Source organism: Vulgatibacter sp., from assembly GCF_041687135.1.
GTDB lineage: Bacteria > Myxococcota > Myxococcia > Myxococcales > Vulgatibacteraceae > JAWLCN01.
This window is the reverse complement of sequence record NZ_JAWLCN010000001.1, coordinates 802,412-822,382: the sequence shown is the minus strand read 5'-3', so window position 1 is coordinate 822,382 and position 19,971 is coordinate 802,412. Positions and strand designations below refer to the sequence as shown.

General features: G+C 71.9%; 22 protein-coding genes. 6 read left to right on the top strand and 16 right to left on the bottom strand.

Annotated elements, in window-relative coordinates; all coding sequences use genetic code 11:
* The first annotated feature begins 138 nt into the window (after positions 1 to 138).
* Positions 139 to 1,242, top strand: coding sequence for a glycine oxidase ThiO (gene thiO, locus ACESMR_RS03760; RefSeq protein ID WP_373045154.1), 1,104 nt, complete (start codon positions 139 to 141; stop codon positions 1,240 to 1,242).
* Positions 1,243 to 1,318: 76 nt separating this feature from the next.
* Here thiO and ACESMR_RS03755 read toward each other — a convergent pair whose 3' ends face one another.
* From ACESMR_RS03755 to ACESMR_RS03740, 4 genes are all read right to left on the bottom strand, one after another.
* Complete coding sequence (locus tag ACESMR_RS03755; protein WP_373045153.1) at positions 1,319 to 2,551, bottom strand: HD domain-containing phosphohydrolase; 1,233 nt, start codon at positions 2,549 to 2,551, stop codon at positions 1,319 to 1,321.
* A gap of 258 nt (positions 2,552 to 2,809) precedes the next feature.
* Positions 2,810 to 4,090: an ATP-dependent Clp protease ATP-binding subunit ClpX gene (clpX, locus tag ACESMR_RS03750; protein ID WP_373045152.1), complete on the bottom strand. Its 1,281-nt coding sequence runs from the start codon at positions 4,088 to 4,090 to the stop codon at positions 2,810 to 2,812.
* A 267-nt stretch (positions 4,091 to 4,357) separates the two neighbouring features.
* Positions 4,358 to 4,966 carry a hypothetical protein gene (locus ACESMR_RS03745; protein WP_373045151.1) on the bottom strand — a complete coding sequence of 203 codons (609 nt, stop codon included), beginning with the start codon at positions 4,964 to 4,966 and terminating at the stop codon, positions 4,358 to 4,360.
* Between the two features lie 115 nt (positions 4,967 to 5,081).
* Positions 5,082 to 5,963 carry an AgmX/PglI C-terminal domain-containing protein gene (locus ACESMR_RS03740; protein ID WP_373045149.1) on the bottom strand — a complete coding sequence of 294 codons (882 nt, stop codon included), beginning with the start codon at positions 5,961 to 5,963 and terminating at the stop codon, positions 5,082 to 5,084.
* 52 nt (positions 5,964 to 6,015) lie between these two features.
* On the opposite strand from ACESMR_RS03740, the gene ACESMR_RS03735 reads away from it, so the two are divergent.
* The gene (locus ACESMR_RS03735) at positions 6,016 to 6,834 is read left to right on the top strand and encodes a tRNA pseudouridine synthase A (protein WP_373045148.1); all 819 of its coding nucleotides are present in this window, start codon (positions 6,016 to 6,018) and stop codon (positions 6,832 to 6,834) included.
* Here the strand turns inward: ACESMR_RS03735 and ACESMR_RS03730 are convergent.
* From ACESMR_RS03730 to ACESMR_RS03695, 8 genes are all read right to left on the bottom strand, one after another.
* Complete coding sequence (locus ACESMR_RS03730; RefSeq protein WP_373045146.1) at positions 6,831 to 7,028, bottom strand: ribbon-helix-helix domain-containing protein; 198 nt, start codon at positions 7,026 to 7,028, stop codon at positions 6,831 to 6,833. The two genes, ACESMR_RS03735 and ACESMR_RS03730, sit on opposite strands and share 4 nt — an antisense overlap.
* Before the next feature lie 110 nt (positions 7,029 to 7,138).
* Positions 7,139 to 7,678 (bottom strand): hypothetical protein, encoded by a 540-nt coding sequence (locus ACESMR_RS03725; protein WP_373045145.1) that lies wholly within the window; start codon positions 7,676 to 7,678, stop codon positions 7,139 to 7,141.
* Between the two features lie 44 nt (positions 7,679 to 7,722).
* Positions 7,723 to 8,592, bottom strand: coding sequence for an ATP-dependent sacrificial sulfur transferase LarE (larE, locus tag ACESMR_RS03720; RefSeq protein WP_373045144.1), 870 nt, complete (start codon positions 8,590 to 8,592; stop codon positions 7,723 to 7,725).
* A gap of 146 nt (positions 8,593 to 8,738) precedes the next feature.
* Positions 8,739 to 9,953: an adenylyl-sulfate kinase gene (locus ACESMR_RS03715; protein ID WP_373045142.1), complete on the bottom strand. Its 1,215-nt coding sequence runs from the start codon at positions 9,951 to 9,953 to the stop codon at positions 8,739 to 8,741.
* A gap of 147 nt (positions 9,954 to 10,100) precedes the next feature.
* Positions 10,101 to 10,562, bottom strand: a complete 462-nt coding sequence (locus tag ACESMR_RS03710; protein WP_373045141.1) for a Mov34/MPN/PAD-1 family protein — start codon at positions 10,560 to 10,562, stop codon at positions 10,101 to 10,103.
* A gap of 5 nt (positions 10,563 to 10,567) precedes the next feature.
* On the bottom strand, positions 10,568 to 11,167 hold the full coding sequence (locus tag ACESMR_RS03705; protein ID WP_373045140.1) for a HesA/MoeB/ThiF family protein: 600 nt from the start codon (positions 11,165 to 11,167) through the stop codon (positions 10,568 to 10,570).
* A complete protein-coding gene (locus ACESMR_RS03700; RefSeq protein WP_373045138.1) occupies positions 11,161 to 11,412 on the bottom strand; it encodes a sulfurtransferase TusA family protein in 252 nt (83 codons plus the stop codon). Before ACESMR_RS03700 ends, ACESMR_RS03705 begins: the two co-directional genes overlap by 7 nt.
* Positions 11,409 to 12,122, bottom strand: a complete 714-nt coding sequence (locus ACESMR_RS03695; protein ID WP_373045137.1) for a HesA/MoeB/ThiF family protein — start codon at positions 12,120 to 12,122, stop codon at positions 11,409 to 11,411. Before ACESMR_RS03695 ends, ACESMR_RS03700 begins: the two co-directional genes overlap by 4 nt.
* A gap of 98 nt (positions 12,123 to 12,220) precedes the next feature.
* On the opposite strand from ACESMR_RS03695, the gene ACESMR_RS03690 reads away from it, so the two are divergent.
* The 3 genes from ACESMR_RS03690 to ACESMR_RS03680 all read left to right on the top strand — a co-directional run bounded on the left by ACESMR_RS03690 (position 12,221) and on the right by ACESMR_RS03680 (position 14,504).
* Entirely contained in the window at positions 12,221 to 12,559 is a 339-nt protein-coding gene (locus ACESMR_RS03690) for a hypothetical protein (RefSeq protein ID WP_373045135.1), read from the top strand.
* 72 nt (positions 12,560 to 12,631) lie between these two features.
* Positions 12,632 to 13,843 carry a sensor histidine kinase gene (locus ACESMR_RS03685; protein WP_373045134.1) on the top strand — a complete coding sequence of 404 codons (1,212 nt, stop codon included), beginning with the start codon at positions 12,632 to 12,634 and terminating at the stop codon, positions 13,841 to 13,843.
* Positions 13,844 to 13,856: 13 nt separating this feature from the next.
* Positions 13,857 to 14,504, top strand: a complete 648-nt coding sequence (locus tag ACESMR_RS03680; RefSeq protein WP_373045133.1) for a response regulator — start codon at positions 13,857 to 13,859, stop codon at positions 14,502 to 14,504.
* Here the strand turns inward: ACESMR_RS03680 and ACESMR_RS03675 are convergent.
* Entirely contained in the window at positions 14,501 to 15,094 is a 594-nt protein-coding gene (locus ACESMR_RS03675) for a hypothetical protein (RefSeq protein WP_373045131.1), read from the bottom strand. The genes ACESMR_RS03680 and ACESMR_RS03675 overlap by 4 nt on opposite strands.
* 207 nt (positions 15,095 to 15,301) lie before the next feature.
* The gene (locus ACESMR_RS03670; protein ID WP_373045130.1) at positions 15,302 to 16,627 is read right to left on the bottom strand and encodes a hypothetical protein; all 1,326 of its coding nucleotides are present in this window, start codon (positions 16,625 to 16,627) and stop codon (positions 15,302 to 15,304) included.
* Positions 16,628 to 16,920: 293 nt separating this feature from the next.
* On the opposite strand from ACESMR_RS03670, the gene ACESMR_RS03665 reads away from it, so the two are divergent.
* Entirely contained in the window at positions 16,921 to 17,454 is a 534-nt protein-coding gene (locus ACESMR_RS03665) for a phage holin family protein (protein ID WP_373045128.1), read from the top strand.
* Between the two features lie 12 nt (positions 17,455 to 17,466).
* On the opposite strand, the gene ACESMR_RS03660 is transcribed toward ACESMR_RS03665, so the two are convergent.
* Together ACESMR_RS03660 and ACESMR_RS03655 are read right to left on the bottom strand one after the other, a co-directional pair.
* Positions 17,467 to 18,114: a hypothetical protein gene (locus tag ACESMR_RS03660; protein ID WP_373045127.1), complete on the bottom strand. Its 648-nt coding sequence runs from the start codon at positions 18,112 to 18,114 to the stop codon at positions 17,467 to 17,469.
* The gene (locus tag ACESMR_RS03655) at positions 18,114 to 19,904 is read right to left on the bottom strand and encodes an AMP-dependent synthetase/ligase (RefSeq protein ID WP_373045224.1); all 1,791 of its coding nucleotides are present in this window, start codon (positions 19,902 to 19,904) and stop codon (positions 18,114 to 18,116) included. The genes ACESMR_RS03660 and ACESMR_RS03655 overlap by 1 nt, the downstream gene beginning before the upstream one ends.
* Between the last annotated feature and the right edge of the window lie 67 nt (positions 19,905 to 19,971).

Genomic DNA, 19,971 nt, shown 5'->3' with positions numbered 1-19,971 from the left:
AGCGCTTCCGATCGAGGATGCATCACGGCGCCGCGCTGCGCCATGCACCTTCGGGTGGGCCCGTCCATCGGCAGGCTGCCCGATGGACCGCACGCGGTCCGGTTGACAGCCACCCCACCCGGGCCTAGAGAGCCGGCCATGATCTACGACAGCGTGGTGATCGGCGGCGGCGTGATGGGCAGCGCGATTGCGCTCCGGCTCTCCCAGGCGGGACAGCGGGTCCTCGTGCTGGAGAAGGCCGTCCCCGGGGCGGAGGCCTCGAGCGCCGCCGGCGGGATCCTCGGCGCCCAGATCGAGGGCGAGGCGGACGGCCCGCTCTTCCGGCTCTGCCTCGCCTCCCGCGAGGCGTACGGCGCCCTCGCCGCGGAGCTGCGGGAGAGCACCGGCATCGACGTGGGCTACCGGCACTGCGGCCTGCTCAAGGTGGCCCTCGCCGGCGACGACCTCGGCCCCCTCGCCGAAAAGATGGCGTGGCAGCGGCGGATCGGCCTCGAGGTGGAGGAGCTCGCAGGCGAAGAGGTGCGGCGCCTCGAGCCCGACCTCGCCAGCGAGGTGGCGATGGGGCTCCACTTCCCGAAGGAGACCCAGATCGATCCCCGGCAGCTGGTGCAGGCACTGCCCCTTGCGGCGCAACGCGCCGGCGCCACCTTCCGCGCGGCGCTGGTGCGCAAGGTGCTCGTGGAGGACGGCAGGGCGGTCGGCGTGGAGCTCGACGGCGAGACCGTGCGTGCCGGCGCGGTGGTGGTGGCAGCCGGCGCCTGGACCTCGCTCGTGGAGGGGATCGGCCTGCCCCACGACGCGGTGAAGCCGGTCCGGGGCCAGATGCTCAAGCTCGCCCTGCGCGGCCTCGGCCTGCGGCGGATCGTCTTCACGCCCCGCGGCTACCTGGTGCCCCGGGGCGACGGCACCGTGCTCACCGGCTCGACCATGGAGCACGTCGGCTTCGACAAGCGGGTGACCGCAGGCGGCGTCGCTTCGATCCTGACGAACGCGCTCGCCACCGCACCGTCCCTCGCCGGCGCCGAGCTGGTGGAGAGCTGGTCGGGCCTGCGCCCGGCGCCGGCAGACGGCCTGCCGCTCATCGGCGCCACCGCGGCGCAGGGGCTCTTCCTCGCCAGCGGCCACTACCGCAACGGCATCCTCCTCATGCCGGAGACCGCCCGCCTCGTCGCCGAGACGGTGCTCTCCGGCAGGGAGCCGGAAGCGCTCCTGCCCTTCTCGCCCCGCCGCTTCGCGCACTGAAGCGCCGCAAAAAACGAGACGCCCGCGCCGCAGCCTTCGAGGCCGGGCTGCGGGCGTCTTCACCTCCGGGCTCGTTTCAACCGTTGCTGGTGAGCACCACCCGCTCGCTCGAGCGGTCCCGCTCGCGGCGGTCGAGGCCGAGCCCCACCACCGGCATCCCTGCAGCGGCTGCGGCGTTGGCCACGGCGGAGGCGAGCTGCCCCACCTGCCCCACCGGCACCTGCCCCCAGCCCTGCTTCGGATCGGAGGGGCGCTTGCGCAGCTCGGCGAGGTCGGCGTCGCTGAGCTCCTCGAAGGCCCGCACCACCTGCGGATCGAATTGCGTGCCGGCGCAGCGCACGATCTCCGCCCGCGCCGCGGCGAAGGTGGTGCCCTGCCGGTAGGGACGGTCGGAGGTCATCGCGTCGAGGGTGTCCGCCACCGCGAAGATCCGCGCGCCCAGCGGGATCTCCTCGCCCTTCAGGCCCCGCGGGTAGCCGCGGCCGTCGAAGCGCTCCTGGTGGCTGAGCACCACCTCCGCCGGCTGCCGGAGGAAGGGGATGCTGCGGAGGATCTGGAAGCCGATGTCCGGGTGGCGCCGCATCTCCTCCCACTCGGTGGAGTTCAAGGGACCCGGCTTGAGCAGGATCGCGTCGGGCACGCCGATCTTGCCGATGTCGTGGAGGAGCGCGCCCCGCGCCATCTCGCCGAGCTCCGGCTCGGCCACCCCGAGGATCCGGGCGATGGCGGTGGTGTAGCGAACCACCCGCTGCGAGTGATCGGAGGTCTCGTGCTCGCGTGCGTCGAGGGCGGAGACCAGGGCGTAGAGCGTGTTGGTGTAGGCGTTCTCGACCTCGCGCAGGGCGGAGGTGAGCTCCGAGGTCTTCTCCAGCACCCGCCGCTCCAGCGTGCGCTGGTAGCGCTTGCGGGCCACCTCCACCCGGCGCCTCGCCAGCGCCCGCTCGATGGCACGGATGAGGTCGGTGACCTTGGGCGGCTTGAGCAGGTAGTCGACGGCGCCGCGGCGCAGGCACTCCACCGCGTTCTCGGTGTCCCCGAAGCCGGTGAGCATGATCACCGCGGTGTCCGGGTGGTCCTTGCGCAGCTGGTCGAGGAGCCACATCCCGTCGCGGCCCGGCATCTTCAGATCGGAGATGACGAGGTGGGTATCCTCCGCCGCCACCGCGTCGAGGGCGCCGTCCGCGTCGATCGCCGTGATGGAGTCGTACCCCTCCTCCATCAGGAGCACGGAGATGACGTCGCGGACCGCCGCATCGTCGTCGACGATGAGGATCCGCGGTGCATCGGGCGCAGAAACCGGCTGCGACATCTCGGCTCCCCCCACCCCCGAAACCGCCGCCCGAGAGGAGCGGGCTGTCGAGGTCTGGAAACGGTGCGAGTCTAGCGGCGATATCACACAGCTGCAATTGAGCGGACGGCGCAACCGGTGGAAAACCGGGCGTTCCGCCCTGTAGCAACCAAGTTCACAATTCTGCAACGAGGCACGGCAGCGCTGCGCCGAAACGACGACGCCGCCGTCTCCCGGAGGAAGCGGCGGCGTCGACCTGCAGGCACGGGCCGGGAAGGCTCAGGCCGTCTTCTTCTCCCGCTCGAAGGAGAGCACCGGCTGCTCGCCGCGCGTGATCACGCCCTCGGTGATCTTGCACTCCTTCACACCGTCCCGGTAGGGGACCTCGTACATGATGTCGAGCATCGCGTTCTCCATGATGGAGCGGAGACCGCGGGCGCCGGCGTGGCGGTTCATCGCCTCCCGGGCGATGGCCCGGAGCGCGTCCTTGGCGAAGGTGAGCTTCACCTTCTCCAGCTCGAAGAGCTTCTGGTACTGCTTGGTCAGCGCGTTCTTCGGCTGGGTGAGGATGGTGACGAGGTCGTCCTCGTTGAGATCCATGAGCGTCGCCACGATCGGCAGGCGGCCGACGAACTCCGGGATCATCCCGAACTTCACCAGATCCTCCGGCGTCACGTGGGTGAGGAGCTCGCCCAGCGAGTGATCCTCCGCGCGCTTGCCGGCGACCTCTGCGCCGAAGCCCAGCCCCTTCACGCCGATGCGGTGCCGGATGTTGTGCTCCAGCCCGGTGAACGCACCGCCGACGATGAAGAGGATGTTCGAGGTGTCGACCTGGATGTACTCCTGCTGGTTGTATTTCTTGCCGCCGCGGGGCGTGACGTTGGCGCGGGTGCCCTCGATGATCTTGAGCAGGGCCTGCTGCACACCCTCGCCACCGACGTCGCGGGTCATCGAGGGGCCGTCGCCCTTGCGCGAGATCTTGTCGATCTCGTCGATGTAGACGATGCCGCGGGCGGCCTTCTCCACGTCGTAGTCGGCGTTGTGGAGGAGGTTCTGGATGATGTTCTCGACGTCCTCACCCACATAGCCCGCCTCGGTGAGGCTGGTGGCATCGGCGATGGTGAAGGGGACGTTGAGGAAGCGGGCCAGCGACTGCGCGAGGAGCGTCTTGCCCGAGCCCGTGGGCCCGATGAGCAGGATGTTGCTCTTCTGCAGCTCCACCCCGTCGTCCGGCCTGCCGGGACGGCTCTTCCCGCCCTTGCGGGAGTGGATCCGCTTGTAGTGGTTGTAGACCGCGACCGAGAGGACCTTCTTCGCGAAGTCCTGGCCGATCACGTAGTCGTCGAGGAAGGTCTTGATCTCCGCCGGCGTCGGAAGGGTGACCTGCGGCCGGCCCTCCTCCCGCTCGTTCTCCTCCGCGATGATGTCGTTGCACAGCTTGATGCACTCATCGCAGATGTAGACGGTCGGCCCGGCGATCAGCTTACGGACCTCCCGCTGCGACTTCCCGCAGAAGGAGCAGGACAGGTTCCCGTGGTGGTGCTCGCGGTTCCGGCTCACTTGCGCCTCCGGAGGCTCTGGCCGTGCATGAGGCACGGCAGACCTCTCGCTCAGAATCCTACTACAGGGAACTCGTCGCCGATATTCGCCCGAACGGCGTAGCGGACGCCCCTGCCGAAAATATAGGGTCGGTACCCGCCAACGTCCCGGGCAGGTCCGCCTGCCTGTGGCGCAGTGCCGTCGACCAGTGCACGCCTTCGCGATGCCACCCGACCGGACGAGGCCCCGGCCATCCCCTTCCGGGAGGGCGAGGACCCCCTCGGGGGCCTAGCGGCACAACTCCTCGACGTCTTCCGCCAGGGCAGCGGCGCGCTCCGCCACCGCCCGGGGGATCTTCCCGCAACCGGACAGATCGCGGGCGAGCTTGCGGGCCTGCGCCGCGAGGCGCTTCACGGTGAGGTCCACCGGCGGCTCCTCGGGCTCGGGCTCCGGGAAGCGCTTGGCCAGCTCCCGCTTGATCTCGGCAGGGGCCACGGGCTGCTCCCAGAGCTTCTCCCGGACCTCGCGGTAGGTCTGGTCGTCGAGCTGGCCGCGCTCCTCCGCCTTGGAGAGGACCTCGATCACCTCGAAGGACGGCGTCTTGCGGGCGCGGTCCTCGTCCTCGAGGACCTCGGGCTCGTGCTTCTCGAGGAAGCCGTAGCTCTGGACCAGCTTCTGGGCGGTGGCCTTCTTGATCCGCAGCTCGCGGGCGCAATAGGCCTCGAAGGTGGCGTAGCCCCACTCCTGCCAGATCCCCTCGCCCCTCACCCGGACGAGGTGCCTGGCGAGATCGAGCCAGGAGGCCTTGAAGCGCCGGGCGCTCTCGAGGACGTCCGCCCGGAAGCTCCCGGCGGGGATTGCGTCCATCATCTTCTCTGCTGCTGCGCCACCGGCCATCGCCGCCACCTCCCCGAAGCCACCGGCGGGCCCCACGCCCGCTCGACGGTTGGCTGTCGAACGGCGCGGAGAATAACAGGAGCCTCCGACACTGGGGGCAGGAAAGCCCGGCCGGTCAGGATCCGACGCGGAAGGAGAGGCTGATCGAGGGGCGTTCGCCGCGGAACCCGGGGAAGCGCCACGCCGCCATCTTTTTCTGGAAGCACCTGAAAAGAGGCCCGTTTTCGACGCCGGCCCGGTCGATCCAGATCCGCCCCACCCGCCCCGCGTTGTCGATGGTGAAGGAGAGGGGGACCTCCCCCCGGAAGGAGGGCTCGTTGCGGGCCTGCTCCTGGAGGCAGGGGTAGAGGGTGCGCTGCTCCCTGGCGAGCACGGTCTGGATCGCCGCCTGGTCGTAGCTGGCTTCGACCACGAGGCCGTCCCGCTCGGGAGCTGCGACGGTGGCCGTTGCGCCCTGCCGCCCGGTGCGCCGCTTGCCGGCTGCGGCGCGGGCGCCGCTCTTCCCGCCGGCGGCCTCCCCTTCCGGCTCGAGGTAGTCGAGGAGCTCCTCCTGCGCCGCGGCCCCGACCGGCTCCACCCGGAACGTCGGCAGGGAGACCTGGATCTGCAGGGCCGCGAGGGCCTCCTCGTCCGGGGCGAAGAGCCCCGCCCCCTCGGCCCAGAGGACGAGGCGGACGGCCCCGCCGGCGAGGAGGAGGGCGGCCACGGCCATCGAGGCGAGCCAGGCGATGCGGCGGCGCTTCCGGCGCCGGGCCTGCTCGCGGGCCTGGGTCTCCACCCGGATCCGGGCAGCGGCACGGGCGACCTGCACCGCGAAGGCGGGCTCGTCGCCGATGCGGCGGAAGGGCTCGCCGTCCCGGGCGACCGGGGTGTCGGGGCCGATGGTGCCGCTCTCGATCTTGTCGAAGAGGAGCTGGCCCGGCACCGGCCCGTAGAGCATGCCGTCGTGCTGGAAGAGCCAGTCGCCTGCTGGTGCTGCTGCGTTGGGATGGGTCATTGTCGAGCTCGCGACCATAGCATGCGCCGCCCTGCCGGGGTACGGTGCGCCCGTGACGCACAAGCACTGCTACGCGCTCCTCGTCTCGTACGACGGCGCCGCTTTCGCCGGCTTCCAGAAGCAGGCGCCCCTGCAGACCGTGCAGGAATCGGTGGAGACCGCGCTCGCGGCGATCGGCCTGCCGGTGGGCATCGAGGGTGGCGGCCGCACCGACGCGGGGGTCCACGCCAGGGGCCAGGTGATCACCTTCCGGACCCGCGAGATCGTCGACGCTGCGGCGCTGCCGGCGCTGCTCGCCCGCCACCTGCCGCGGGGGCTGGCAATCCGACAGGCCCTGGAGGCGCCGTGGTCCTTCCACGCCCGCTTCTCCGCACAGGCCAAGGTCTATCGCTACCGGGTGACGACGGGGCCCTCGCCCACCGCCTGGGAGCAGCGTTTCACCTGGACGCTGCCGGATCTGCGGGGCTTTCCCGACGTGGAGTCGGTGGAGCGGCTCGACGAGGCGCCGATGCGCGCGGTGCTCGCTGCGCTCGAGGGCTGGCACGATTTCAAGCTGCTCGCCCACCCGCGCACGTCGGGGAAGACGCGGCGGCTGCTGCTGCGGGCGACGCTGGAGACCACCGAGCGCGCAGCAGGCGGGGCCCGCTACGAATTCGTCTTCCGCTCGCCGGGGTTCCTGCGCCACCAGGTCCGCAACATGGTCGGCCTCACGCTCACCGCCGGACTCGGGAAGCTCGAGGAGGGCGTCCTCGAGCCGCTCCTCGCGGCGAAGGGTGACAGGTGGCGCGGGCCGCGGTCGCCGGGGCGGGGGCTGATGCTCGAGGAGATCCTCTACGCCCCGAAGGACGACCCCTTCCGCCCTGCCGCTTAGCTGGCGCGGCGCTGGAGCTGCTCGCCGTCCTCCTGGCCATATTTCGCCAGCAGATCGCGCACGGCCTCGCGCAGGTACTCGCTCTGCCGCACCCGCGTCTGCCGGGAGAGGTCGCGGAGCGCGTCGGCCAGCGGCGGCGGCAGGCGGATGAGCATCGAGGTGAGGCGCTGCGAATCGGACGTGTCGAGCGACATGCTTTCCTCCGTGCGGTGGGTCCGTGTCCCACCCGCGGGGAATTGAAGCCGCCCGGCAGGGGCTGGTCAAAAAAAGCAGCCGTGGAAAACCGGACGGAGCGCGCGCCCGATCAACCTGCCGTGCCGAAGCGGAACTGCAGGCCGGCACCGACGTCGATGCCCACCTGCAGCGCGTCGCCGTAGCCGAGGGAGGCGCCGGTGGCGAGGTAGGCGCCCCAGTTCTCGTGCAGGTCGTATTGCAGGCCGAAACCGAGGCGGGCAGCGCCGACGAGCAGCGGCTCGATGCGCAGGAGCAGGCCCGCGTCGAAGAAGGTCTTCCACGCCTCCTCGCCGGCGTAGGCGCGGTAGAAGAGGTGGGGCGCCACGAGGCGGCGCTCCCCGGCGCCGGTACCGAGGCGCAGACCGAGGAAGACCTCGCCGCCCTCCTCGTTCACCGGCAGGCCGAGGGCGAGGTCCGCCACCGCGCCGGGATCGCTCCCCTCCTCCGACTCGTCACCGGCGGTGGTGATCAGCTGCTCGAAGAGCACGGCGCCCAGGACCGAGGGCTGGTTGCGGTGATCGAGGCGCCACTCGAACTCCGCCGCGCCTGCAGCGGACGGCGCGAGGAGGAGGGCTGCTGCAGCGAGGCTGGCGGTGCTGGTGCATCTCACGGCGGCGGACCATAACGGCGCCGCGCCTTTTGCGGAAGCCTCGATCAGCCGATCACCGGCAGCGCCCCTGCCCTGCGGACGATGCCGTCGTTCATGCGGCCGGAGCGGAAGGGCTCGAGGTCGAGGGCGACGAAGCGGAAGCCCGCCGCCTTGATCCGCTGCACCAGCGTCGCGCGCAGCGCCGTGTCGGCGAGGACCAGCGGCAGCTCCTCCTCGCCGATCTCGAGGCGGGCCACGTCGTCGTGGTAGCGGACCCGAAAGATCTTCAGGCCGAGGTCCTGCATCGCCTCCTCGGCGAGGGCCACCTTGCCGAGGCGCTCGGCGGTGACGGCGGTGCCGTAGGGGATCCGGGAGGCGAGGCAGGCGAGCTGCGGCTTGTCCCAGGTGGGCAGGCCCAGGGCGTGGGAGAGGGCGCGGATCTCGGCCTTGTTCAGGCCGGCCTCGAGGAGCGGCGAGAGGACGCGGCGCTCCTGGCCTGCCTGGCGGCCGGGGCGGTGATCGCCGGCGTCGTCGGCGTTGAAGCCGTCGAGGACGGTGTGGATCCCGCGCTGATCCGCCACTTCGCGGCAGAGGTCGTAGAGCTCGCTCTTGCAGAAATAGCAGCGGTTGGTCGGGTTGGCTGCGTAGGAGGGGTCGTCGAGCTCGGAGGAGTCGACGAGGACGTGCTCGGCGCCGAGCTGGCGGGCGATGGCCTCCGCCGCTTCGCGCTCCCGCGGCGCCACCGAGGGCGAGATCGCGGTGAGGGCCACGGCCTTCGCGCCGAGCTGCTCGAGGGCGATTTTCAGGACGAAGGTCGAGTCGACGCCGCCGGAGAAGGCGACCAGCGCGCTGCCCTGCTCCCGCACGAGGGCGCGCATGCGCTCGAGCTTGGGGCGGCTGGCTTCGGCGAGGGATTCGAGGTCGGTGCGCTGCATCACTGTCCATCCGCTGGCGCGTCGGGCGCCGTGCCGGGTGGATGTAGCAGCGCCGCGGGGAATCGTCCACGCGTGTCCGGAAACGGCAGTGCCGCCGACCGGCGATCCGGGCGGCGGCACATCGGGTGCGACACGGCGCGTCCTGCCTAGCGGCGGGTACGGCCTGCCTTCGCTGCGGTCTTCGCAGCGGGCTTCGACGCGGCCCGGGCTGCAGGCCTGGCCACCTTGGCGGCCTTCGCCTGCCGCGCGACCTTCGCCGGGGCAACGGGGACCTTCGCCGGCTTCGCAGCCTTCGCGGGTGCTGCGGCCCTGGTCGGCTTCGCCGTCCTGGCGGGAGGCGCCGCCTTCGCAGGCTTCGCCGCCTTCACGGGCGCTGCGGCCTTCACGGGCTTCTTCGCCGGCGCGGGCGCCGGAGCCGGGGCAGCCTTCTTCACGGGCGCTGTCTTCACCGCGGCGGCCTTCTGGGCCTTCGCCGGCTTCTCGCCCTTCACCGCGGCAACGGCCTTCGCAGGTGCAGCGGGCTTCGCCGGCGCGGCGGCCTTTGCAACCGCCTGCCTGGCGGCCTTCGGCGCCTTCGCTTCCGGTGCAGGCGCAGCGACCGGGGCCGCCTTCGCCCTGGCCACCTTCGCTGCCTTCGCCGGCTTCACCGCCTTCGCCCCCGACTTCGCCTCGCCCGCAGCAGCGGCGCGGGCAGCAGCCTCCGCCGCCACCCGGCGCTCGATCAGCTCGGCGCGCGCCTCCTCGGCGTCCTGCTCCACCTCGGCCTCGTCCTCGTCGTCGAAGTCGAGGGTGCCGCCGTTGATCAGCACGTCCCGCTCCTTCCTGCTGAGGAAGCCGTGGGAGAAGAGCCGCTCGAAGACGTGGGCGCCCAGCTTCTCCTCGTCGGTGGTGGTCCCCGTGTCGACCTTGATCTCGGGGTTGGTGTTGGTCTCGTACGGCTCGTGGTAGCCGATGATGTCGGTGATTTCGCCGGCGGTACCCCGCTTGTAGAAGCCGCGGTGGTCGCGCTCCACCAGCTGCTCCCAGGGGGCATTGACCTCGACCTCGACGAAGCGGCCGATCGCCTTGCGCACCTCTTCCCGCGACTCCTTGTAGGGGCTGAGCGAGGTGACGATCGCGATGACGCCATTGCGGGTGAGCAGCTTCGCCGCCCAACCGAGGCTCCTGGTGCTGTGCTCGAGCTGCTCCTTCGCGGAGGCGCGGGGCACCTCCGGGAAGAGCGCCTCGACCTCCGGTCCATCGAGCAGCTCGACGCGCCGCCCGATCAGGGGCAGCCGCGAAGCGATGTAGCGGGCCAGGGTGCTCTTTCCCGCACCGCTCATCCCGGTCAACCAGAGGGTGAATCCCGGCTGCATCTCCATGTGTCCTCCGACGCGACTACGAGGGGTGCGGCCAGCCGCCGCACGGCGAGTGTTCGCTTTTCCCGGGCCACGTGAGGTCGGTCCCCCCGTCCTCGCGCCCTCCCCGTTCGGGGCGGAGCAGACACCAGGCCCTTGAAAAGTCTACTTTTATAGTCGGTTTGCCGGCCGTGCACAACTTGGCGCCCCGGCAGCAGGCGGGGGGACGAGGGGCCGCTCGCTCCAGCCATCGACACGCCACGTGAAAGCCCGCGCCTCGACGACGGCAGGCGGCGGGCCGTAGACGGCGAGGACCCAATGCTCGAGGCCGGGGTGGAGGGGGCGACCGTCAACCGTGGTCGCAGCCGCCCGATCTTCCTCGGAAAAATCGGCAGGCGCCCCCACGTGGCTGTGGACCAGCGCCACCAGCTCCACCGCGCCGGCGGCGGTGTTGCGGAAGAGCTCCAGCTGCGCCCGGGGCTCGAAGGCGAAGGCCACTTCGGGCGTGCGCGCCACGTTGGGGATGGCGACGAAATGGCAGGCGCCCCCTGGCGCGCGGACCACCGCTCCACAGCCCTCGAGGGGCCAGGTGGCGCAGAGATGGGCCGCAGCAGCGGCGAGGGCCTCGCGCACGGGTGTCAGCCGTGGGGGCAGCGGAAGGGCTCGCCCGCCCGGAAATGGAGGGCGCGCCTCCCGGCGCTCCTGCCGAGGAGATGGAGCAGGGCCTCTGCGCCAGCGACCGAGCCTGCCAGCGCCGCGGCGGTGGCGGTGGGCGGGTCCCCCCGGAGCGCCGCTGCACATGCGCCGCAGAGCCGCTCGCCCGGGGGGCAGATCAGCACCTCGTCGCCGGCGACGTGGAGCCAGAGGCTCGTCCCCGCGTCGCCTCCCGGCGGCAGGCCGATTGCGAGGCGGAGATCGACCGGCTCGCCAGCGGCGAGCTCGACCCTGGCGTCGGGGTTGAAGGCCGGCACCGCCCGGGCGATCGCCTCGTCCCGGCGGGAGCCCACGTCGGCTGCGGTGAGGAGCGGCAGCACGTCGTCGGGGCCCACGGGACGCGCGTCGGCGACGAGGATCCGCCCCACCCCGGCGAGGGCGAGCCACGAGACGAGCCACCCGCCGGCGCCGGCGAGTCCGGTGATCGAGACCGACGCGGCGAGGAGCCGCTCCTGCCCCTTGCCGCCCACCTCGCGGAGGAGGATGTGCCGGGCGTAGCGATCGATCTGCCCATCGGTCAGCACGAGACCTCTCCCTTGCGGATCACGAGGCGGCTGCCGTCGCCTGCAGGCTCGGCCGAGACGACCACGTGGCCGTCGAGGGCGGCGCTGCGCGGGATGTTGCGCAGGGGCTCGTCGCCGCGGAGGAGCACCTCGAGGTGCTCGCCTGCCCCGATCTGCTCGAGGGCGAGCTTCACCCGGACCCAGGTCATCGGGCAGACGTGGCTGCGGATGTCGACGGCGCGGGAGATGGCGGGGGTATCGCTCATGCTGCACAGCCCGGCGCCGCGTAGTGGGCGGGATCGAGGTCACGGATCGTGGGCGCGTCGCCGCAGACGGCGCAGGCGCGGTCGCGCCCCAGGCCCACCCGGCGCACGCGGGCGTCGAGGGCGTCGTAGACGAGCAGCCCCTGCGCCGGCGCCTTGCCCGCCAGGAGCCGCAAGGCGGCCTCGGCCATCCACGCGCCGACGACGCCGCAGAGGGCGCCGAGGACCCCGGCCTCCGCGCACGAGGGGACGCTCCCTTCCGGCGGCGGCGCCTCGAAGAGGCAGCGGTAGCAGCCGCCCGCCATCGGAACCACGGTGAGCACCTGGCCGGTGAAGCGGAGGATGCCGCCGTGGACGAGGCTGGTGCCCGCGAGGACGCAGGCGTCGTTGGCGAGGAAGCGGGTGGCGAAGTTGTCGCTGCCGTCGACGACGAGGCGGGCGTCCCGTGCGAGCACGAAGGCGTTCTCCGGCGCCAGGCGCTCGAGGCGGGCCTCGACGTCGGCGCCGGGCACCATCGCCCGGAGGCGCGCGGCCGCCGCTTCGGCCTTGGACCTGCCCACGTCTTCCGTGCGGTAGAGGAGCTGCCGCTGCAGGTTGCTCAGCGAGACCACGTCGTCGTCGAGGACGGTGAGCGGCACCCCCGCCTGCGCCAGCAGCGGCAGCACCGAGCTGCCCAGGCCTCCGGCGCCGATGACCAACACCCTGGTGCCCACTTCGATCTCCTCGTACGGCCGGCGCTGCGGACGTGGTAGTCCGGCGGTTCTACGGAGGGGGCCGCCGGCAGGTCAAGGCGCCCCGGGAGGAAGCGGCGATGAAGTGGAGTCTTCTGGTGGTTCTGGCACTGGCTGCCTGCAGCAAGGAGGCGACGAACGGCGGCGCCCAGGCGCCGGCGGCGCAGGAGCAGCAGCTCCAGGCCGGGACGAAGGAGCAGGCCGCCGGCGGTGCGGCCGGCGAGGCGCAGGCCGCCCCCTCCCGCGAGGCCTGCGTGGACGCGTGGCTGCAGGCCCGCGGCCTCAACGAATACGGCGATCCCCAGGGCACGATGTACACCGGCGGCACGCCGCTCTTCGACGAGAGCACCGGCGAGCGCAAGGAGCGGCTGCCCTACGTGATCGCGAAACATCCGGAGCTCGCGAAGGCCTGCCCCTGAACGACCGGGATTGAACAGGGCGTATGTGCGCCTCTTGCTCGCAGCAGAGGCGCCCTCCTACGCTCGGCCTTCGTGGCCCATCCCACCGCGTCCCTGCAGCTCGCAGCCCCGGGCAGCGCTCCCGCAGCGCTCGATGCGCACCGCCTCGTCCGCTTCCGGCGCGGCTGCAGGGTGCTCTTTGCGGTGCGCGCCGGCCTCCTCGCCGGCCTCGCCGCCATCGCGCTGGTTCCCGGGGCGGCGGGCAGCCTCGGGCTCCACGGCGACGGGACCTGGCTCCTCCTCGGCGGCCTCGCCCTCGGCACGTTCGCGAGCAGGCTCCTCCTCGCCGGTCCCTTCGCGGCGCCGGCCCACTTCGCCTCGCTCTGCCTCGACGCGGCGGTGCTCGCGCACCTTCTCCTCGCCAGCGGCGGCCTCTTCTCCCCGCTGGTGGGGACGCAGCTCGCCCTGGTCGCCGCCTTCGGCCTCCTCTTCCGCAGGCCCGCCGCCCTGCTCCCCGCCTTCCTCGTCCTGCCCGTGGCGGCGGGGCTCCACCGCCCCGAGCCGTTGGCAGCCACCGACCTCTTCCTCCTCGGCTGGTACGGCGCCCTCGCCCTGGTCGCCGCAGCCGCCCTGCGCTGGCTGCAGCAGCGGGACGAGGAGGCCCACGGCGTCCTCGCCGCCCTCGAGGAGAGCCGCAGGGCCCGGGCGGTGCTCGAGGAGCGGGCCCGCCTCTCCCGGGAGATCCACGACGGCGTCGGCGCCGCTCTCTCGACCCTGGTGCTCCAGGCGGAGCTCGCCGGCACCCGGGTCGACGACGCGGCCCGGGCCGAGGTCTCCGGCCTGCGCACCACGGCGGAGGAGGCGATCGAGGAGCTGCGCCGCAGCGTGCGGCTGCTCCGCGGCGACTTCGATCCCACCCGCGCGGTGGAGGAGCTGTGCACGCGCTTCGCCGAGCGAACGGGCCTGCCCGTCGCCTGCAACACCGCTGCGGCGGCGCCCGTGCGCCTCGCCCCGGAGGCACAGCTCGCCCTCTTCCGCGTGCTCCAGGAGTCGCTCCAGAACGCCGCCCGCCACGCGAGCGCCAGGGCGATCGAGGTGCGGCTCGAGCTCGGTTCCGAGGGCGCGCGCCTGCGGATCACGGACGACGGCGTGGGCTTCGATCCCGCGGCGACGCCCCCCGGCCACTACGGCCTCGCCGGCATGCGGGAGCGCGCGCGGGGCAGCGGCGGATCCCTGCAGATCCACACCGCGCCGGGGAGCGGCACCACCATCGAGCTGCAGCTGCCGGCCCGTGCGAGCGGCTGAGAGGGGGATGCGAATGGAACGGCGGATCCGGGTATTCGTGGTCGAGGACCAGCCCGCGGTGCTGGCGGCGCAGGTGCGGCTCCTCGAGACCTCACCTGCGGTGGAGCTGGTCGGCACCGCCTGCAGCGGCGAGGAGGCGCTGCGCCTCGCGCCGCCAGCGCTGCCGCAGGTCGTGCTCTGCGACCTCGGCCTGCCCGGGATCGACGGGATCGAGACGACCCGCAGGCTGCGCCGCCTGGCCCCGCCGCCCGAGGTGTTGATCCTCACCGTCTTCGAGGAGGAGGAGCGGGTCCTCGCCGCGATCCGCGCAGGGGCCGCGGGCTACCTGCTCAAGGGCGCCGCGCTGCCGCGGGTGGTCGAGGGGATCCAGGACGTCTGCGCCGGCGGCACGGTGATCCAGCCCTCGCTCGCCCGGGTGCTGCTGCGCCACTTCGGCAGCCCCAACGTCGTGCAGCAGCCCGGCAGCTCCCTCACCCCCCGCGAGACGGAGATCCTCCAGATCATCGGCAAGGGGCTCACCAACCGCGAGGCGGCGGAGGTTCTCGGACTCTCGCGCGCCACGGTGCGCACCCACCTCGAGCACATCTACGGGAAGCTCGAGGTGACCAACCGTGTGGAGGCGGTGGCGGAGGGGATCCGGCAGGGGCTGATCGACGCTTAGAACTGCGCGCCGAGGTGCACGGTGCCGAGGAGCTGGTCGCCGCCGCGGGCGCTGTCGGTCTGCAGCGCGTCCCGGTTCCCGAAGACGAAGCCGTAGAGCCCCCGCACCCCGACGCTGAACGTCTCCACCCGGATGTCGACGCCGCCGCCTACCGGCACCTTCGCGAAGGTGTCGTCCCGGAGGACGCCGTCCTCGATCGGCTCGTCGACGGCGTTGATCCTGGCGACGCCGATGCCGGAGAAGAGGTAGGGCTCCACCGGTCCAGCCTCGGGCTGGAGCTTGAGCAGGCCGTATGCCCCGTTCTCCAGGGCGGCCACCCGCTCCGCCTCGCCGGGCACCGACTCGGTATAGGCGCCACCCTGGTAGCCGAGCTCCACGCCGAGGAGGCTGCCCGGCCGCAGCCCGACGCTGACGCCATAGGCTGCGCCGGGATCGACCGCCGCCTCCCCGGGAAAACCGACGACGCCGCCGAAGAGCTGCACCTCGATGTTGGGCGCCGGCCGGGCCTGGGCCTCCACCTCCGTCTCGGCCTGCGCGGAAGCGAGCGCAGGCGCGGCGACGAGCAACGCCCCGGCGAGCCGACCTCTCATGCCACCTCCTCCCGCCAAGTTGGCAATGTGCCGCCCGCTGCACAATCCGGCGGCAGCGGGCCGGGGAGCTGCCCGCGGGCCCGGCGGGCGGCCAGGCGCCCGGACCCGCGCGGCGCCACAACGGGCGAGGCCCCTGCCGCAGCGCGACAGGGGCCTCGTTCGAGCCGCCGGGAAGCTCACGCCCCCCGGCAGGCCGTGTTGCTGCACTTACTGCGCTGCCGGGACCACGCAGAGACCGATCTGGTCGTTGCGCGCGAGGGCCTGGGCGCAGACCTCGGTGTCCGCACACTCGGTGGTGGCGGCGGTGCAGGCACCCTCGGCGTCGAAGCCGGCGGTGCAGTTGCAGAGGGCGACGCAGACGGTCGGCGTGGCGGTGTCGTTGTCGTCGTCGAGGCAGAGGGCGCCGTCGACGCAGGCGTTGGCGGAGACGCCGTCGAACTCCGGCGAGCACTCGTCACCGACCGCCACGGGCGTGGCGACCTGGTCCTGGCACTCACCCTCGAGGGCGTTGGCGCCGGCCCGGGTGGTGTCGGTGAAGAAGGGACGGCACCAACGCTCCTGGCCCTCGACGGCGGCGCAGGCCGTGTCGTCGAAGAGGTCGCAGGCGGCGAAGCAGTAGCCGAGGTCCGCGGGAACCGTGGTCTCGTCCACGCCCGAGGTGATGTCGAGGCAGGTGTCCTCGGCAATGTCGCAGGCGCCGTACTGGCTGGTGCCGGCGGCGGTGGAGGAGTTGCAGAGATCACCGCAGAAGCCGAGGATCGAGCAGGTACCGCTCTCGTCGCAGTAGAAGCCGTCGTCGCACTGGTCGTCGGTGGTGCAGGCACCAGCCTCGGCGCCGTTCGAGAGGCAGATCGAGCCGGCGGCGCAGCGGAAGGCCGCATCCGACTGGCGGTCCGCGTCCGGACGACAATCCTCACCGGCAGGCGAGGAGCCAGCGGCGAAGCAGATGCCGATCACGCCCTCACCGGCGGAGAGCGGCACGCAGGTGCCGGTCGGCTCGGGGGCGCCCGGCTCCTCGTCGATGAAGCCGTTCTCGGAGTCGCAGGGGTTGAAGTAGGTGCCGTTCATCAGGCCCTGCTGCCCGAAGATCGAGGCCTCGTCGCAGAAGTTGAACCAGCAGTACGGCTCACCGGCTGCCGCGAGGCAGAAGGTGATGTCGCTGCCGCAATCCGCGCTGGTGTCGCAAGGCGTCACCCAGATGAGGCCGTTGAAGGTCTCGGTGCACTCGAGGCTGCCGAAGGTCTCGCCGACCGTCGTGCACTCGTCGAACTCCTGGGGCCCTGCAGGGGTGCCGCCCGTGCCGCCGGTGCCACCCGTGCCGCCGGTGCCACCCGTGCCGCCGGTGCCACCCGTACCGCCGGTGCCACCCGTGGCACCGGTGCCACCGGTGCCACCGACACCGCCGGCGCCGCCGGCGCCGTTCTCGTCGTCATCGTCCGTACCACAGCCAGCGCCGAGGAGACCCCCTCCCAGCGCGAGCGTCGCGACGAGGATCATCGTCCCGAACGCCTGTCCCTTGAAAAACCGCTTCATATCCAACTCCTCTCCTCGACGGTGTCGGTCCTTCTCCCTGGAAGAAGACCGACTACCCCAAAAGGCGGGCGATGCTATGCCCGCACCTCCGGGTCGTCAAGGCGAGTAGTTGGCAGGGCGGCAGCGGTTATGTGAACCCCCCACCCGGAGTGTCTTCGCTCGCTCTCCGGCAGCCGTCGCAGGCACGGCAGCCGCTCCCGCCCCCCGCCTGCGCCGCAGCCCCCACGAAAGGGCGCTCCCCGAATCGCCGCCCGCCACCCACCTTTGGCAGACCGCCGACCCAGGAGACGAGGATGCGCACCACCGCCCCCGACGATCGCGAACGGCAGCCCCTCGGCCGCGAGGTGAAGCGGCTCACCGACGCGCTCTCCCGCCTCGTCCGCGATCATATGGATCTGGCCAAGGCCGAGCTCCGGGAGGACGCGCGCCGCTACGCCCTCGACGCAGCCTTCGGGGCCACCGCCCTGCCCTTCGCCTTCGCGGCGCTCCTGCTCCTCGACGTGGCGCTGGCGCTGGGCCTCGGCGGCTGGCTCGGCATGGCCTGGGGCTTCGTGGTGGTCGGCGCCCTCAACTTCACCGTGGCGGCGATCCTCGGGGGCCTGGCCCTGGAGCGGATCCGGAAGCACACGAAGCCGCTCCCCGAGACCGCCGAGGAGATGGAGCGGAACAAGGCCCTGGTGCAGCAGCTGCGGCAGGAGCTGAAAGGGCAGCACGGGCCCCTGCCGCCTCCCGGGATCCGCACCTACCCCAGCGACGGGAAGGGAGCGGACGAGGTGCAGGAGCCGGAAGCCCGGCGCAAGGAGCTCGACCGCGAGCTCCCCGCCTGACGCAGTCGGGCGTCAGGGCGTCGGACCGACCCAGTCGCCGTCGTCGCAGCGCCAGCGCTCGAGCCCCTCGGCGGTGCGGAAGCCGAAGCCCTCCTTGGTGGCCTCGAAGCCCGTCGCCCCCTCCGCCGCCACGTCGCGCTGCACGCCGAGGCTCTTCTCCAGCTCGGGGAGCTCCTCGAAAACGTAGAGCCGGTGGCGCCGCTGATCGGGCTCCTCCTCGACGGCCGCGAAGAGCAGCACCGGCTCCTCGTCGCAGCTGGCGATTGTGAGCAGACCCACCGAGGATCCCGGCACCGCCTCGCTCCGCGCCAGCAGCCTCCAGCCCTCCGGCGTCGGCCTCCAGGTCGAGAGCCGCAGCTCCTCCGGCTCCGGCCCCTGGAGCAGCCGCCCCTCGACCACGAGCGCCTCCTCCTCGTCCCCTGCCCCGAGATCCCGGCGGAGCTCCTCCACCACGATCCAGCCCTCGGTGCCCAGCGTCTCCGCTGCCCGCGAGCCGTGGAAATGTTCGAGCTCCCCTTTGGGCAGCGGCTCGGGCGGCGGCCGCTGCTGCCCCGCGCACGAAGCGAGCAGAAGCGGCAGGCCGAAACGGCGCAGCGCCGCCCACCGGAGGGTGCGCGGCGCCGCGGGCTGCGGGAGCGTCCCGACAGCGTTGATGACCACTAGTCGTGCGCCTTCTCGTCGTACATGGCGTCGAGCAGCGCCTTGAACTTCTGGGTGGCGTACTTCCTCTTCACCTTGAGCGTGGGCGTGAGCTCGCCGGTCTCCTGGGCGAAGTCCTGCTCGAGGATCCGGAAGTCCTTGATCGACTCGTAGGAGGGGAGCGACGCGTTGAGGCGCTGCACCGCCTCCTTCACCGCGTTGCGGATCACCGGCTTCTGGGAGAGGTCGGCGTAGGAGGTGAAGGAGACCCCGGCCTCCGCGGCGATCTTCTTCGCCGTCTCCTCCTGCACGGTGATCAGGGCGGTGAGGTATTTCCGCTTGTCGCCGTGGACCATCACCTGGCTGATCAGCGGCTCGGTCTTGAGGGCGTTCTCGAGGTTCTGCGGCGCCACGTTCTTGCCGCCGGCGGTGACGATGATGTCCTTCTTGCGGTCGGTGATCCGCAGGTAGCCGTCCGCGTCGAGCTCGCCGATGTCGCCGGTGTGGAACCAGCCGTCCGAATCGAGGGATTCGGCGGTGGCCTCGGGCCGATTGTAATAGCCCTTCATCACGCCCGGGCCGCGGATGAGCACCTCGCCGTCCCCGGCGATCTTGAGCTCGGTCCCGGGGAGCGCGGGCCCCACGGTGCCGATCTTGATCTGGTGGGGCGGGTTGACGCAGGTGGCGGCGGAGGTCTCGGTGAGGCCGTAGCCCTCGAGGACCTTGAAGCCGAGGAGGTCGAAGAAGTAGGCGATCTTCTTCGAGAGCGGCGCGCCGCCGGAGACGAAGACGCGGATCCTGCCGCCGAGCCGCTCCTCGCGCAGGGTCTTCGCCACCTTGGAGAAGACGAGCTTCTGGGCGAGGCTCCAGCCGACGCCGTTGTAGCTCCGCCCCGCCTGCCGGGCCTCGACGTAGCGCTCGAAGTGGGCCAGCGCCCAGCGGAAGAGCTTGCCCTTCACGCCCGGCGCCGAGGTCCCGTTGGCGACGACGGTGTTGTAGACCTTCTCGAAGACCCGCGGCACCGCGGGCAGGAGCGACGGCCGGATCTCGCCGGCGTTCTGCACCACCTTGTCCACCGCCTCGGCGAAGGCCATGGTCGCGCCGAGGTGCCACCAGGCCGCCTCGATCACCTTGGCGAAGGAGTGGGCCAGGGGCAGGAAGAGGAGGATCGAGTCGTCGTTCTGGAAGATGCCGACGCGGGAGACGGCCTCTGCCTCGTAGCACCAGTTCTTGTGGGTGAGGACCACGCCCTTCGGGTTGCCGGTGGTCCCGGAGGTGTAGAGGAAGCAGGCGGCCTGCTCCGGATCGAGGGCGGCGACGCGGCGGTCGAAGCCCTCGGGATCGGCCTGGCGGTGGCTCTCCCCCTGCCGCTCGAGCTCCTCGAGCGTCATCACCCAATCGCCGTCCGACGGCCCGGGCCTGCCCGTGAAGAGGATGACCTTCCGCAACGCCGGCATCTTCGCCTTCTCGTGGCGAAGCTTGGCGAGCTGGGTCTCGTCCTCGGCGAAGAGCACCGCGAGGCCGCTGTCCTCGACGACGTACTGCACCTCCGCCGGCGTATTGGAGTGGTAGATGGCCACCGAGATCCCGCAGGCCCCGACGATCCCGAGATCGACCAGCGGGTACTCCACCCGCGTCGAGCTGAGGACGCCCACCCGGTCGCCGGACTGCAGCCCCAGCGCGACGAGTCCGTCGGCGATCCGCCGGACCCGCTCGGCCATGGCGCGCCAGCTCATCTTCTGCCAGCTGCCGCCCGCCTTGTATTCCGCCGCGGTGCTCTCCGGATTCCGCTTCACCTGATCGAGGAACATCTGGACCAGGTTCGCGGGGATCGGAAAGGGAGGATTCACCACGAGTCCCGTGCTCTTTGCCTCGGCA

Excerpts from the sequence above, each read along its gene's own strand:
- thiO (WP_373045154.1), top strand. The coding sequence starts at position 139 with ATGATCTACGACAGCGTGGTGATCGGCGGCGGCGTGATGGGCAGCGCG.
- ACESMR_RS03755 (WP_373045153.1), bottom strand. The coding sequence starts at position 2,551 with ATGTCGCAGCCGGTTTCTGCGCCCGATGCACCGCGGATCCTCATCGTC.
- ACESMR_RS03745 (WP_373045151.1), bottom strand. The coding sequence starts at position 4,966 with ATGGCCGGTGGCGCAGCAGCAGAGAAGATGATGGACGCAATCCCCGCC.
- ACESMR_RS03740 (WP_373045149.1), bottom strand. The coding sequence starts at position 5,963 with ATGACCCATCCCAACGCAGCAGCACCAGCAGGCGACTGGCTCTTCCAG.
- ACESMR_RS03730 (WP_373045146.1), bottom strand. The coding sequence starts at position 7,028 with ATGTCGCTCGACACGTCCGATTCGCAGCGCCTCACCTCGATGCTCATC.
- larE (WP_373045144.1), bottom strand. The coding sequence starts at position 8,592 with ATGCAGCGCACCGACCTCGAATCCCTCGCCGAAGCCAGCCGCCCCAAG.
- ACESMR_RS03715 (WP_373045142.1), bottom strand. The coding sequence starts at position 9,953 with ATGGAGATGCAGCCGGGATTCACCCTCTGGTTGACCGGGATGAGCGGT.
- ACESMR_RS03700 (WP_373045138.1), bottom strand. The coding sequence starts at position 11,412 with ATGAGCGATACCCCCGCCATCTCCCGCGCCGTCGACATCCGCAGCCAC.
- ACESMR_RS03690 (WP_373045135.1), top strand. The coding sequence starts at position 12,221 with ATGAAGTGGAGTCTTCTGGTGGTTCTGGCACTGGCTGCCTGCAGCAAG.
- ACESMR_RS03680 (WP_373045133.1), top strand. The coding sequence starts at position 13,857 with ATGGAACGGCGGATCCGGGTATTCGTGGTCGAGGACCAGCCCGCGGTG.
- ACESMR_RS03675 (WP_373045131.1), bottom strand. The coding sequence starts at position 15,094 with ATGAGAGGTCGGCTCGCCGGGGCGTTGCTCGTCGCCGCGCCTGCGCTC.
- ACESMR_RS03670 (WP_373045130.1), bottom strand. The coding sequence starts at position 16,627 with ATGAAGCGGTTTTTCAAGGGACAGGCGTTCGGGACGATGATCCTCGTC.
- ACESMR_RS03665 (WP_373045128.1), top strand. The coding sequence starts at position 16,921 with ATGCGCACCACCGCCCCCGACGATCGCGAACGGCAGCCCCTCGGCCGC.
- ACESMR_RS03655 (WP_373045224.1), bottom strand. The coding sequence starts at position 19,904 with ATGTTCCTCGATCAGGTGAAGCGGAATCCGGAGAGCACCGCGGCGGAA.